Source organism: Enterobacter sp. Ap-867, assembly GCF_011752855.1.
GTDB lineage: Bacteria > Pseudomonadota > Gammaproteobacteria > Enterobacterales > Enterobacteriaceae > Cedecea.
This window is the reverse complement of sequence record NZ_VWWS01000002.1, coordinates 483,638-497,522: the sequence shown is the minus strand read 5'-3', so window position 1 is coordinate 497,522 and position 13,885 is coordinate 483,638. Positions and strand designations below refer to the sequence as shown.

Here is a 13,885-nt window from a genome sequence, read left to right as displayed (position 1 = left end):
GAGACCGCTAATTGTCTCCGGTCTCTTATAAAAATTAAAATTCTTTTCTCAGCCAGCTGTTCAGTCGCTTAAACCATGAGCCAACAGAGGTCCTTTTTTCCACTTCTGCTTCACCACTGAGATGTGACTCTTTCCCGTAGTGCAGCAACCCTACTGCGGTCGAGTAATACGACTCCTGGGCATAATCAGTAAGGCCAGTAATATTCAACGGCTGACCGATACGCACCTGCGTATGGAACACACGCTGAGCACAGGCTGCCAGGCCTTCAATTTGTGCCGCGCCGCCGGTTAACACAATCCCCGCCGCCAGATGATGTTTCACACCCTGCTGGCGAAGCTGTTCCTGTAACTGCAAAATCTCTTCATTGACCAGGTTGAGCAGCTCGGTGTAACGAGGCTCAATCACTTCAGCCAGCGTCTGACGCTGAAGACTGCGTGGTGGGCGTCCACCCACGCTCGGAACCTCAACGTTCTCGTCTTTGCCGACGATAGATCCCAGGGCACAACCATGGCGAACTTTAATCGCCTCAGCATCGCTCGGTGGCGTTCCGAACGCATAGGCGATATCACTGGTAACCACGTTCCCTGCATAAGGGATAACTTTGGTGTGACGCAGCGCACCGCCGGTATACACCGCCATATCCATGGTACCACCGCCGATGTCCACAACACAGACACCCAGCTCGCGTTCATCTTCGGTCAGTACCGCGTAGCTTGCGGCCAGACCGGCGAAAATTAATTGGTCAACTTTCAAACCACAACGTTCAACCGCTTTAACGATGTTTTTTGCCATATCGTTATGGCAGGTAATCAGATGCACTTTCGCCTGCATACGGACGCCGGACAGGCCTACCGGATTTTTGATCCCTTCCTGGTAATCAATAGCGTATTCCTGCGGAATCACATGCAGAACGCGGTGTTCATCGCGAACACGCACTGATTTTGCCGTATGCACCACATTTTCAACATCTTCTTGCGTCACTTCCTCTTCCGAAATCGGCACCATGCCTATCTCGTTTTGGCAGCTGATATGCTTGCCGGACAGCGCCAGGTAAACTGAAGATATCTGGCAGTCTGCCATCAATTCAGCCTGGTCAATCGCCCGTTGAACGCATTTAACCACCGACTCAAGGTCGTTTACTCCGCCTTTGTCCATACCACGCGAAGGGCAGCTGCCCACGCCAATAATATTGACCATACCGTCGGGCAGAACTTCCCCTACTAAAGCGGCAACCTTCGCGGTGCCAATCTCCAGTCCAACTACCAGTTTTCTGTCCGTCGCCTTGATCATCGTTGTTCTGCCTGTGCCTGATTCTGTTGCTGATTCGGATTAGGTACCGGAGGAGGAAGTGCCTCCCAACCTACCGCGGCGCCTGAATCGTATCGCAGGTCGACATAACTGATCCGTTTGTTATCAGCCTGCGCCTGCTGCTGCAGAACCGGGTACAGTTCTACAAAACGATCCAGACGTTTCATCGTGTCGCCCCGACCAAGGTTGAGCTTAATTCCGTTATTCAGCGTCAACTGCCAGGAGCGACGAGCGGTCATAGCCGCTTGTTTCAACGTAAATTTATCCTTTGCCAGCACCACGCCCATGTCACGGTAACCTTGCAGAACTTCGTTTTCGCTGCCTTCCGGGCCGGAAAGCATCGGCAAAGTCTGCTTGCTGGTGCGTTCTGCTGGTACGCTGAAGGAATTTCCCTCTGCGTCAACCATATGCTGGTCATTCCAACGTGCTATCGGCACATATTCAACCAGATGAATCTTCAATTCGTCCGGCCACTGCTTTCTAACGCTTGCCTGCTTAATCCAGGGCAAGCGTTCTATCTGCTGTTGGATGATATTCACATCCTGGGTCATAAAAGTACCCGGAGGCCCCAGGGCCAGAATAGACTGGCGTATATCATCATTACGTGTGTAGTGCCGCTCCCCGGTTACCACCAGCCTGGAGAGTGGTAAACGCTGGGCATCTTCCATCCAGCCCACCACAATCCAACCACCGATAAACACGCTCAACAGTACCGCACACAGGAAAATCATCCCTGCCAGACGGGAGCCGTTGCTGCGCCGAGCGCTGGCATTTTCCTCGGCACGATTACGCGCATTCAGTGCAGCCTGCGACATATCAGTCCGCCAGTTCCAAAATACGTACAACCAATTGTGAGAAGCTCATTCCCGCCTGGCGAGCCGCCATCGGCACCAGGCTGTGGCTGGTCATCCCCGGAGAAGTGTTCACTTCTAACAGGTAAAACTGACCATCGCTATCCAGCATCACATCGACCCGGCCCCAGCCGCTACAGCCGAGAATCTGCCAGGCCTGCAGAACTAATGCCTGCAATTCCTGCTCTCTTTGTTCAATTAATCCACCGGGGCAGAAATATTGAGTTTCATCAGAGAGATACTTCGCTTCATAATCATAGAAGGTTCCAGCGGGTTGGATGCGAATAGACGGTAAAATTTCCTCGCCTAAAATCGCAACCGTATATTCCGGGCCACTCAACCATTTTTCAATCAGCACTTCTTCGTCATGCTCGAAGGCCAGCTCAAGCGCGGCTGGCAGCACATCTACGCTGTCCACCTTAGACATACCTACGCTGGAACCTTCACGGCTCGGCTTGACGATAACCGGTAAACCTAATGCAGTAACACGCTCAACCAGCGCTGCGCTCAGGCCTGCTGCAAAATCATGACGGTTGACGGCAACCCATGGTGCAACGGGTAAACCTGCCCCCTGCCACAGCAGTTTGCTGCGCAGCTTATCCATCGTTATCGCCGAAGCCATAACGCCGCTGCCGGTATAAGGCAGTTGAAGGAACTCCAACAGCCCTTGCAAAGTCCCGTCTTCACCCCCGCGACCGTGCAGCGCGATAAAAACCTTGTCAAATCCCTGGGCCTTCAGCTCAAGTACAGACTCGCTTTGTGGATCAAAAGCATGTGCATCAATACCCGCTTCTTTTAATCCCGCCAGCACCGCGCTGCCGGATTGCAGAGAGACCTCGCGCTCGGCAGAGGTTCCTCCCAGAAGAACGGCGATCTTATCAGCCATGACGCCCTTCCTCTTTAGTTTGAGGCTGCAATTTGATTTCAGCCAGGTTTCGGGCGATTTTGCCGATATTCCCGGCACCTTGAACGAGGATCAAATCATTTCCCGTCAACACAGGAGCTAAAATTTCCGCCACTTCCGCATGATCGGAAACTAAAATAGGGTCAACTTTGCCACGGCCGCGAATGGTGCGGCATAAAGAACGGCTATCCGCACCAGGAATGGGTGCTTCACCTGCAGGATAAACTTCCAGCATCACCAGGGAGTCTACCTGGGACAGCACCCCAGCAAAGTCATCATACAAATCACGCGTACGCGTATAGCGGTGTGGCTGGAAAATCATCACCAGATTTTTATCCGGCCAGCCTGCACGCGCCGCCTTAATGGTGGCATCCACTTCCGTCGGGTGGTGGCCATAGTCGTCCACCAGCATAGCGGTACCCGCTTTGCCGTTTACCGGTGCCAGCGGATATTCGCCCAGGAAATCGAAACGGCGCCCCGTCCCCTGGAAGCTTTCGAGCGCACGCAAAATAGCGTCGTCTTCGATGCCCTCTTCCGTCGCCACGGCAACCGCGGCAGCCGCATTCAGCGCGTTATGCCGGCCTGGCGCATTCAGCACCACATGCATCTCAGTCTTGTCCTGACGCACAATGGTGAAAAAGCCCTGAGCGCCCTTTTGCTGATAATTTTCAACGCGCACATCCGCGTCGTCGCTAAAGCCATATGTGGTGATTTGACGACCCACGCGCGGCAGAAGCTCACGAATCACCGGATCGTCTACGCACATCACCGCACGTCCATAAAACGGCAAGTTGTGCAGGAAATTAATAAACGTCTGCTTTAAATTTTCGAAGTCGCCCTGGTAAGTATCCATATGATCGGCTTCGATATTGGTCACAATAGAGACCATCGGCTGCAGGTGCAGGAACGAAGCATCGCTTTCGTCAGCCTCTGCAATCAGGTAGCGACTGTTGCCCAGGCGGGCATGGACACCTGCGGCTTTCACCAGACCACCATTTACAAACGTTGGATCCAGGCCCGCTTCGGCATAAATGCTCGATACCATCGCCGTTGTCGTGGTTTTGCCATGCGTCCCCGCAATCGCAATGCCGTGACGGAAACGCATCAGTTCAGCCAGCATTTCAGCACGACGGATGACCGGAATACGCGCTTCGTGGGCAGCAACAATTTCTGGGTTATCCGCAGAAATTGCCGTAGAAACAACAACCACGCTTGCCTCGCGCACATTTTCAGGGCGATGGTTGAAATAAATCGTGGCACCCAGTGCCGACAACTGCTGCGTGACCGGGTTCGGCGCCAAATCGGAACCGCTGATCTGGTAACCTTCGTTAGCCAATACTTCAGCAATACCGCCCATACCGGCGCCGCCGATGCCAACAAAGTGAATGTGCCGGACGCGACGCATCTCAGGCACAATTGAACGCAGTTTCGCCAGTTGTTGTGTATTCATTCTCTAAACCTGCAAGCGGCATGCCGCCATTACATCAAATTTACGGGCGACAATTTGCCACCCACAAGTATTACGCGCGCGCTGCGGCGCTGACTTCGTTTGCTACACGTTCAGTTGCATCAGGAATGGAGGCAGCGCGCGCGCGCTCGGCCATTGCCAGCAGCGTTGCTCTGTCCCATCCGGCCAGGGTACGGGTAACGGCATCCACGGTAAACTGCGGTTGCTCCAGTATTTTCGCGGCGCCCGCTTTTTCCAGCGGCAGCGCATTCCAGTACTGCTGTCGATCTTTGTGCTGGAAAGGAACGAACAAGGCTGGTAACCCTGCAGCCGCGATTTCACTCACGGTTAACGCCCCGGAGCGACAAACCACAACATCAGCCCATTCGTAGGCTGCTGCCATATCATCAATAAACTCGGTGACCTTGTGCTGAGGCTGCCCTGCTTCAGCGTAAGCCTGCTGCACAACCGCCTGACCACCCTTTCCGGTTTGGTGCCAGACAGTCACGGATTCACCTAAACGCCCCGCGACCTGCGGCATGGTTTGGTTCAACACTCGAGCGCCCTGAGAACCGCCGACAACCAGCACGCGAACCGGACCTTCTCTTCCGGCAAAACGCTCTTGCGGCAGCGGTAAAGCAAGCACATCTGTCCGCACCGGATTGCCAACAACGTCCGCTTCAGGGAATGCACCGGGAAAGGCCTGCATTACCTTGGTGGCGATCTTTGCCAACCATTTATTCGTCAGACCGGCAATGCCGTTCTGTTCATGCAAGACAACCGGAATGCCAAGAGACCAGGCAGCCAGACCACCGGGTCCGGAAACATACCCGCCCATGCCCAGCACAACATCCGGCTTCCAAGCTTTCATGATGGCGCGAGCCTGGCGCCACGCGTTAAAAATACGTACAGGAGCCATCAACAAGGCCTTTACGCCTTTGCCGCGCAGGCCAGAAATGCGAATAAAATCGATCTCAATCCCGTTTTTCGGCACCAGATCTGCTTCCATACGGTCTGCAGTACCAAGCCAGCGAATATCCCATCCTTCCGCCCGAAGGTGATGGGCAACGGCCAGGCCTGGGAAAACATGCCCACCTGTACCACCCGCCATCACCATCAATCGCTTCGCTTTGCCCGTCATTTGGCACTCCGTGTAAACGCCTGAGCCTTAGCCAGACGCGTTTCATAATCTATTCTCAACAACAGCATGATTGCCGTGGACATAATCAACAGGCTGGAACCGCCGTAACTAATAAGCGGCAGCGTCAGGCCTTTCGTGGGCAACATCCCCGCCGCAGCGCCAACGTTAACCAGCGCCTGGAAGCTAAACCAGATCCCGATAGAACACGCCAGGAAACCGGAGAAACGCTGATCCAATTCCAGCGCGCGCTTGCCGATGGACATCGCGCGAAAAGCGACGAAGAATACCATCAAAAGTGCAAGCACCACACCGATATATCCCAGCTCCTCGCCGATGATCGAGAAGATAAAGTCAGTGTGCGCTTCAGGCAGATATTCCAGCTTCTGAACCGAGTTCCCAAGCCCTTGTCCCCACAATTCACCGCGCCCAAAAGCCATCAGTGATTGCGTTAACTGGTAGCCGCTGCCGAATGGATCTTCCCACGGGTTCCAGAACGACGTTACGCGGCGAATACGGTAAGGTTCGGCGAGGATCAGCAGGATAACTGCCGAGATCCCCATCCCGATGATCGCGATAAACTGCCACAGCTTTGCTCCTGCGAGGAACAACATCGCCAGCGTAGTGACAAACAGCACAACTACGGTACCAAGGTCAGGCTGGGCTAGCAGCAGAACGGCCATCACCAGAATCACGCCCATTGGCTTCAGGAAGCCGCGCAGGTTATTTCGAACTTCATCCACCTTGCGCACAAGATAGTTGGCGAGATAACAGAACAGTGACAGCTTGGAAAACTCTGCGGGCTGAATACGCAGCGGGCCGAAAGCAATCCAGCGCGATGCCCCATTAACCGAGCTACCGACGACCAGTACAATTAGCAGCATCACGATCGAAGCCAGCAGCATGGCCGTGCTGTGACGCTGCCAGAAATCCATCGGCAAGCGCAGCGTCACCATCGCCAGCACAAACGCGACGATGATGTAGAGCCCGTCGCGTTTGGCAAACAGGAATGGATCGTTTGCCAGGCGCTGGCCTACCGGCATCGACGCCGAGGTCACCATAATAAAACCGATCGCAGCAAGGCCTAAGGTCAGCCAAAGCAGCGTGCGGTCATACAGCACCATGCTGTTGGCGTCGGCCTCACGGGAGCCCATTACCCACCCTTTTAACGCCGAAGCGACCCAGGCCAGGATACCAAACCCTGGAATACGGGGGACGCGAAGGCGAGGGAGAGATAAACGCATCAGCCTAGCTCCTTCGCTAATTGAGTAAACATGTCGCCGCGTTGTTCAAAGTTTTTAAACTGATCGAGACTCGCGCAGGCTGGAGAGAGCAGCACCATATCGCCAGATTCCACACGGGCAGCGGCAAGCTTCATCGCCTGCTCCATGGTTTCTGTACGCTCGGCAATATCCGGGCGTAACTCAGCCAGTTCAGCACCGTCACGACCAAAGCAGTAAAGGCGTACGCGATCACCCTGCAGGTAGCGAGCTAAAGGTGAGAAGTCGGCAGACTTGCCGTCACCGCCTAACAAAAGATGCAGTGTTCCTTCAACGTGCAGACCGTTTAACGCGGCTTCAGTACTGCCGACGTTGGTGGCTTTAGAGTCATTAATCCAGCGAACGCCATTCCGTTCCCAGGCCAGTTGGAAGCGATGAGCCAGGCCAGTATAGGTGGTCAACGCTTTCAGGCTGCTGGAACGAGGCAGATTCACCGCATCCGCCAGCGCCAGCGCTGCCAGCGCGTTAGTATAGTTATGCTGCCCAACCAGTTTCATTTCTTTGGTGTTGAGGATTTTCTCCCCTTTCACCCGCAGCCAGGTGTCACCCTGCTGACGATTAAGATGATAATCGCCGACGTCCACACCGAAGCTGATACAGCGCTCGTCCGCGCCGCGTACCGGCATCGTTAATGCGTCATCTGCGTTGACCACGCAAACTTTGGCATTTTCATAGATGCTCAGTTTTGCCGCACGATATTGCTGCATCCCGAACGGATAGCGATCCATATGATCTTCCGTCACGTTCAGAACGGTCGCCGCCGCAGCCTTCAGGCTATGGGTGGTTTCCAACTGGAAGCTTGATAGCTCAAGAACATAAAGCTCACAGCCTTTGTCCAGCAGCATCAACGCCGGCAGACCAATATTTCCGCCAACGCCCACGTTCACACCCGCGGCTTTCGCCATCTCTCCCACCAGGGTGGTGACGGTACTTTTCCCGTTGGAGCCGGTAATCGCGACAATCGGCGCCTGGGCCTCTCGGCAAAACAGCTCTATATCACCAATAACCTCGACCCCGGCATCCACCGCCGCACTCAAGGCTGGAGTTGCCAGCGCTACGCCAGGGCTGGCAATAATCAAATCCGCCGCCAGCAACCAGTCCTCATTCAGCGAACCGGTATGACGATCAACGTTCTCAGGCAGCTTATCAAGACCAGGAGGGGAGATACGGGAATCCATTACGCGTGGCGTAATGCCGCGCGCAATAAAGAAATCCACGCAGGACAGGCCCGTCAGGCCCAGTCCAATGATGACAACATTTTTACCCTGGTAATCTGCCATATTTAGCGAACCTTCAGCGTAGCCAGGCCAATAAGCACCAGCATCAGCGAAATAATCCAGAAGCGCACAATCACGCGTGGCTCCGGCCAGCCCTTCAATTCATAGTGATGGTGAATGGGCGCCATACGGAAGATACGCTGCCCTCTGAGCTTGAACGAGCCCACCTGCAGGATCACCGATAGCGTTTCAACGACGAACACGCCACCCATAATCACCAGCAGGAACTCCTGACGCAGCAGTACCGCGATAGTCCCCAGCGCCCCGCCAAGAGCCAACGAGCCTACATCGCCCATGAAGACCTGAGCCGGGTATGTGTTGAACCACAGGAAGCCCAGGCCTGCGCCGACAATCGCCGTACAGACGATAACCAGTTCACCCGCATGGCGCAGGTAAGGAATGTGGAGGTAGCCCGCAAAATTCATGTTCCCCGTAGCCCATGCCACCAGCGCAAAACCTGCAGCGACAAACACGGTAGGCATAATCGCCAGGCCATCAAGACCATCCGTCAGGTTTACCGCATTACCGGTACCAACAATTACAAAATACGCCAGCAGTACATAGAACAAACCAAGCTGCGGCATCACGTCTTTGAAGAACGGCACAACAAGTTCAGTTGCTGGCGTCCCTTTCCCGGCTGCATACATTGTGAAAGCAACGACCAGTGCAATCACCGACATCCAGAAGTATTTCCAGCGAGCAATCAGACCTTTGGTGTCCTTACGAACCACTTTGCGGTAGTCATCGACAAAGCCAACAATCCCGAAGCCGATCAGTACGAACAGCACGCACCAGACGTAAGGGTTCGAGGGATAAGCCCACATCAGCACGGACACCACAATGGCGGTCAGGATCATGATCCCGCCCATGGTTGGCGTTCCTTTCTTGCTAAAGTGCGACTCTGGACCATCGTTACGTACAACCTGCCCGAAGGAGAGTTGCTGTAAACGCGCGATCATCCGCGGTCCCATCCACAGGGAGATAAACAGAGCGGTCAGCAGGCTGACGATGGCGCGAAACGTCAGATAGGAAAAGACGTTAAAGCCGGAATAATATTTGACCAAATGTTCGGCCAGCCAAACTAGCATGCTTGTTTCTCCTGTAATGCGCGAACCACCTCTTCCATGGCCGCACTACGTGAACCTTTCACCAAAATGGTTAAAATTGAATGTTCCGCGATAAGCGCTTTCAAACGCGCCACCACGGCCTGTTTATCGGCAAAATGTTCACCAACTTCTGATGCGTCACTCAGCGTTTTACTTAACACGCCAACGCTCAAAACACGGTCAATACCTGCGGCTTTTGCCGCTTCGCCAACCTGACGATGGCAAGCTTCGGCTTCCTCACCCAGCTCGCCCATATCGCCAACTACCATCACACGGTAACCCGGCATTTCTGACAGAACCTGTGCCGCCGCGGTCATTGAACCCACGTTAGCGTTGTAGCTGTCGTCCAGCAGCAGTTGATTCTCTGCAAGCTGGATAGGGAACAGGCGGCCCGGCACGGCTTTAAGCTCAGCAAGCCCTGCTTTTACTGCTTCGAGCGTCGCGCCAACGGCCATTGCCAGCGCGGTAGCCGCCAGCGAGTTAGCAATATTGTGACGACCCGGCAGCGGCAGAATGACATCAACATCGCCCTGCGGCGTATGCAGAGTAAATTCGGTACCGTGGGAGGTGATATGGATATTCGTTGCGGTGAAATCGCTTCCGGCAGCGTTCGGTGAGAAGCGCCAGGTTTTACGATCGCCAATGATCGCCTGCCAGTTCAGCCAGTCGTTGTTATCGGCATTAAGGATCGCCGTACCGTTTGCCGCAAGGCCGGTAAAGATCTCGCCTTTGGCTTTTGCCACGCCCGCCAGGGAACCAAACCCTTCAAGATGCGCAGCCGCCAGGTTGTTTACCAGAGCCGCTTCCGGGCGGGTTAACCCTACGGTCCAGGCGATTTCCCCCTGGTGGTTTGCACCCAGCTCAATAACGGCATAATCGTATTCCGGCGTCAGGCGCAGCAGCGTCATCGGCACGCCAATATCGTTATTCAGGTTGCCAGCTGTATAAAGCGTGTTGCCGCACTGGCGCAGAATAGATGCCGCCATTTCCTTCACGGAGGTTTTGCCGGAAGAGCCGGTTAGCGCCACAACGCGAGTAGGCACCTGCTGGCGAACCCACGCACCTAGTTCGCCAAATGCAAGGCGGGTATCGGCCACAACCAGTTGGGGAACATCAATATCCAGCTTACGGTTAACCAATAATGCGCCTGCCCCGCCTTTCACCGCATCGGCGGCAAAGTCATGGGCATCAAAACGCTCGCCTTTCAGCGCAACAAACAGACAGCCAGCTGTCAGCTTACGGGTATCCGTTGTGACATCAATAATGTCGGCGTCTGCGCCATGTAGCTGCCCATTAAGAATGGATGCCAGTTGCTTCAGGGAGACGCGAATCATGCCACAACCCCCAGCAGGCGCGCTGCGGTAACGCGGTCGGAGTAATCCAGACGACGGTTGCCAACAATCTGATAGTCCTCGTGGCCTTTGCCCGCCAGCAGAACCACATCATTTTCTTTGGCCTGCATAATCGCGTTAGTCACCGCTTCTGCGCGGCCCAGCACAACGTGCACACGGCCTGCATCCAGCATACCGGTCAGGATATCGTCGACGATGGCCTTCGGTTCTTCGGTGCGTGGGTTGTCATCGGTCACCACCACCACATCGGCATATTGTTCGGCAATACCGCCCATAATTGGCCGTTTACCTTTATCGCGATCGCCGCCACAGCCGAATACACACCACAGTTTGCCGGAACAGTGCAGACGAGCTGCCTGTAGCGCTTTTTCCAACGCATCCGGCGTGTGGGCATAATCCACTACCACGGTAGGTTTGCCGGTAGTGCTGAACACTTCCATTCGCCCACAAACAGGTTGCAGACGCGGACCTGTGGCAATTAATGCTTCGAGCGGATAACCCAGCGCCAGCAGCGTGGCTAAAGCCAACAGCAGGTTACTGACGTTAAACGCGCCCATCAGGCGGCTTTCAATTTCGCCATTACCCCACGATGAACTGAAGTGAATCGTCGCTCCACCATCGTGATAAACCACTTCATCCGCTTTCAGCCAGCGCCCATGCGCCCCCGGCTCAAGGTTATTTTCCATTGTGACCGCCACGGCATCCGGCAGGCGCGCCAACCAGCGGTGACCCACTTCGTCATCGGCGTTGATGATCGCCTGACCGCAGTCATGCTCGGAAAACAACAGCCACTTAGCGGCTTCGTAATTCGCCATATCACCGTGATAATCAAGGTGATCTCGGCTTAAATTGGTAAACACCGACGCGGCAAACTTCAGCGCCGCCACGCGATGCTGAACCAGACCATGGGATGAAACTTCCATGGCACCAAAGGTTGCACCTTGAGCCTTCAGGCTCGCCAGCACGTGCTGCACGTCTACCGCAGAACCCGTGGTATTTTCTGTCGGCACAACCTGCCCGAGCAGGCCATTGCCTACGGTCCCCATCACTGCGCCGGTTTCACCCAGCAGCTGCGCCCACTGCGCCAACAGTTGAGTCGTTGTCGTTTTGCCGTTGGTGCCGGTGACACCAACCAGACGTAAGGATTCAGAAGGTTGATGATAGAAACGGCCAGCCAATGCAGACAGGCGCTGATGCAACTGGCTCAGGTAAATGACCGGTACGCCGTGCATCTCGCGAACTTCGCCATCCGCCGCTTCACCGTCCGCTTCTGCGATCACGGCAGCCACACCCTGTGCTATCGCCTGCGGGATATAACGACGCCCGTCCGCCTGATGACCGACCACGGCCACAAAAAGATCGCCCGCAGCCGCCACGCGGCTGTCGAGTGTCATCTCTCGCAGCGCTCTCGCAGGTAGCCCGGCTACCCACGGAGCAAGAAGGTCGCTCAAATTACGATCTGCCACCTGATGCCTCTTTCTGATTAATTACAAATTCGCTTTTCTCACCGGTTGCCAGCGCATCCGGCTCGATGTTCATGGTGCGCAGTACGCCGCCCATGATGGCACCGAACACAGGTGCAGATACGGCACCGCCGTAATACTTACCGCCCTGCGGGTCATTGATAACCACCACCAGCGCAAATCGCGGCTGGCTGGCTGGCGCAACGCCTGCGGTGTAAGCAATGTATTTGTTTATGTATTTACCGTCCGGCCCGACTTTTTTCGCAGTACCGGTTTTAATCGCAATACGGTAGCCCTTAATGGCCGCCTTCACGCCGCCGCCGCCGGGAAGCGCCACGCTTTCCATCATGTGCACCACGGTGCGGACGGTTGATTCAGCAAAGATACGCTCGCCGGGAACCGGCGGGTCAACTTTGGTTATCGACAGCGGGCGATAAATGCCGTAGCTGCCAATCGTTGCGTAGACTCGCGCTAACTGTAACGGGGTTACCATTAGCCCATAGCCGAAAGAGAAGGTGGCCCTCTCTATGTCAGACCACCGTTGTTTTTGAGGATATAAGCCACTGCGTTCCCCGACCAACCCCAAATTGGTCGCTTTTCCCAGTCCAAAACGTGAGTAAGTATCTACTAACGCTGAGGAGGGCATCGCTAACGCCAGCTTAGAAACACCGACGTTACTCGACTTCTGTAATACCCCGGTAAGGGTCAATTCGCTGTACCGCGCCACATCTTTGATCTCATGACCATTAATGCGGTACGGAATCGTATTCAGTACGCTATTTTCATTCACCACACCACGCTGCAACGCGGTCATTACCACCATCGGCTTAACGGTGGAACCCGGCTCGAAGACGTCGGTGATGGTGCGGTTACGCATTACGTCTTTTGCCGTGCCGGTTAGATTGTTCGGGTTGTAGGACGGGCTGTTCGCCATCGCCAGAACTTCACCAGTATTAACATCAACCAAAACGGCACTGCCCGATTCGGCTTTGTTGAAGGCAACGGCGTTATTCAGTTCACGATAAACCAGCGCCTGTAGGCGTTCATCAATGCTCAAAGCCAGGTTATGGGCGGCCTGGCTGTCGGTAGAGGAAATGTCTTCGATAACGCGCCCGTAGCGGTCTTTACGCACAATGCGCTCGCCAGGCTGACCGGTGAGCCATTTATCAAAGCTTTTTTCCACCCCCTCGATCCCTTCGCTGTCCACGTTGGTGAAGCCGATGAGGTGAGCAGTCACTTCGCCGGATGGGTAGTAGCGACGAGATTCCTGGCGAAGGTGAATTCCCGGAAGCTTAAGCTTTTTGATGTAGTCGCCAATATCCGGGTTAACCTGACGCGCAAGATAAATAAACCGCCCATTGGGGTTGCTGTTCACGCGAGATGAAAGCTGGTCGAGAGGCATTTTTAGTGCATCGGCTAGCGCTTTCCAGCGGTTGTCCAGCGTGACTCCGCCAGCGTCATGCAATTCTTTCGGGTCGGCCCAGACGGCATTTACCGGTACGCTAACCGCAAGAGGGCGTCCCGCGCGATCGCTTATCATCCCTCGGGAAGTAGACACTTCCTGCACGCGCAATGAACGCATGTCACCCTGACGTACCAGCATGTCCGGGTTGATTATCTGCAGCCAGGCAACACGGCCCAGAAGGAAAGCCAGCGCCAACAGAATGCAACCGCAGAGCAACGCAAAACGCCAACTCACAAAGTTGGCCTGTTCTTCCTGACGTTTTGGTTTAAGCGTTTTTGCCGCTGCTCTCATCT

Annotated in this window: 11 protein-coding genes; all 11 read right to left on the bottom strand. The window is 54.9% G+C overall.

Going from position 1 to position 13,885, the window contains the following annotated elements; translation table 11 throughout:
- Window positions 1-34 precede the first annotated feature (34 nt).
- A complete protein-coding gene (gene ftsA / locus F3J26_RS09910; protein WP_008461798.1) occupies window positions 35-1,291 on the bottom strand; it encodes a cell division protein FtsA in 1,257 nt (418 codons plus the stop codon).
- Entirely contained in the window at window positions 1,288-2,124 is an 837-nt protein-coding gene (gene ftsQ / locus F3J26_RS09905) for a cell division protein FtsQ (RefSeq protein ID WP_166993545.1), read from the bottom strand. The genes ftsA and ftsQ overlap by 4 nt, the downstream gene beginning before the upstream one ends.
- 1 nt (window position 2,125) lies before the next feature.
- Window positions 2,126-3,046, bottom strand: a complete 921-nt coding sequence (locus tag F3J26_RS09900; protein WP_166993543.1) for a D-alanine--D-alanine ligase — start codon at window positions 3,044-3,046, stop codon at window positions 2,126-2,128.
- Window positions 3,039-4,514: a UDP-N-acetylmuramate--L-alanine ligase gene (gene murC, locus F3J26_RS09895; protein WP_166993541.1), complete on the bottom strand. Its 1,476-nt coding sequence runs from the start codon at window positions 4,512-4,514 to the stop codon at window positions 3,039-3,041. The genes F3J26_RS09900 and murC overlap by 8 nt, the downstream gene beginning before the upstream one ends.
- 70 nt (window positions 4,515-4,584) lie before the next feature.
- The gene (gene murG, locus F3J26_RS09890) at window positions 4,585-5,652 is read right to left on the bottom strand and encodes an undecaprenyldiphospho-muramoylpentapeptide beta-N-acetylglucosaminyltransferase (RefSeq protein WP_008461791.1); all 1,068 of its coding nucleotides are present in this window, start codon (window positions 5,650-5,652) and stop codon (window positions 4,585-4,587) included.
- Window positions 5,649-6,893 carry a cell division protein FtsW gene (ftsW, locus tag F3J26_RS09885; protein WP_039290282.1) on the bottom strand — a complete coding sequence of 415 codons (1,245 nt, stop codon included), beginning with the start codon at window positions 6,891-6,893 and terminating at the stop codon, window positions 5,649-5,651. The genes murG and ftsW overlap by 4 nt, the downstream gene beginning before the upstream one ends.
- On the bottom strand, window positions 6,893-8,209 hold the full coding sequence (gene murD / locus F3J26_RS09880; protein WP_166876797.1) for a UDP-N-acetylmuramoyl-L-alanine--D-glutamate ligase: 1,317 nt from the start codon (window positions 8,207-8,209) through the stop codon (window positions 6,893-6,895). Before murD ends, ftsW begins: the two co-directional genes overlap by 1 nt.
- Before the next feature lie 2 nt (window positions 8,210-8,211).
- On the bottom strand, window positions 8,212-9,294 hold the full coding sequence (gene mraY, locus F3J26_RS09875) for a phospho-N-acetylmuramoyl-pentapeptide-transferase (RefSeq protein ID WP_039290277.1): 1,083 nt from the start codon (window positions 9,292-9,294) through the stop codon (window positions 8,212-8,214).
- A complete protein-coding gene (murF, locus tag F3J26_RS09870) occupies window positions 9,288-10,646 on the bottom strand; it encodes a UDP-N-acetylmuramoyl-tripeptide--D-alanyl-D-alanine ligase (RefSeq protein ID WP_166993539.1) in 1,359 nt (452 codons plus the stop codon). The genes mraY and murF overlap by 7 nt, the downstream gene beginning before the upstream one ends.
- A complete protein-coding gene (gene murE, locus F3J26_RS09865; RefSeq protein WP_166993537.1) occupies window positions 10,643-12,130 on the bottom strand; it encodes a UDP-N-acetylmuramoyl-L-alanyl-D-glutamate--2,6-diaminopimelate ligase in 1,488 nt (495 codons plus the stop codon). The genes murF and murE overlap by 4 nt, the downstream gene beginning before the upstream one ends.
- Window positions 12,117-13,883, bottom strand: a complete 1,767-nt coding sequence (gene ftsI, locus F3J26_RS09860) for a peptidoglycan DD-transpeptidase PBP3 (protein WP_008461778.1) — start codon at window positions 13,881-13,883, stop codon at window positions 12,117-12,119. The genes murE and ftsI overlap by 14 nt, the downstream gene beginning before the upstream one ends.
- Between the last annotated feature and the right edge of the window lie 2 nt (window positions 13,884-13,885).

Coding starts and splice junctions, on each gene's coding strand:
- murG (WP_008461791.1), bottom strand. CDS start 5,652: ATGACGGGCAAAGCGAAGCGATTGATGGTGATGGCGGGTGGTACAGGT.
- ftsI (WP_008461778.1), bottom strand. CDS start 13,883: ATGAGAGCAGCGGCAAAAACGCTTAAACCAAAACGTCAGGAAGAACAG.
- mraY (WP_039290277.1), bottom strand. CDS start 9,294: ATGCTAGTTTGGCTGGCCGAACATTTGGTCAAATATTATTCCGGCTTT.
- murC (WP_166993541.1), bottom strand. CDS start 4,514: ATGAATACACAACAACTGGCGAAACTGCGTTCAATTGTGCCTGAGATG.
- F3J26_RS09900 (WP_166993543.1), bottom strand. CDS start 3,046: ATGGCTGATAAGATCGCCGTTCTTCTGGGAGGAACCTCTGCCGAGCGC.
- ftsA (WP_008461798.1), bottom strand. CDS start 1,291: ATGATCAAGGCGACGGACAGAAAACTGGTAGTTGGACTGGAGATTGGC.
- murD (WP_166876797.1), bottom strand. CDS start 8,209: ATGGCAGATTACCAGGGTAAAAATGTTGTCATCATTGGACTGGGCCTG.
- murF (WP_166993539.1), bottom strand. CDS start 10,646: ATGATTCGCGTCTCCCTGAAGCAACTGGCATCCATTCTTAATGGGCAG.
- ftsW (WP_039290282.1), bottom strand. CDS start 6,893: ATGCGTTTATCTCTCCCTCGCCTTCGCGTCCCCCGTATTCCAGGGTTT.
- ftsQ (WP_166993545.1), bottom strand. CDS start 2,124: ATGTCGCAGGCTGCACTGAATGCGCGTAATCGTGCCGAGGAAAATGCC.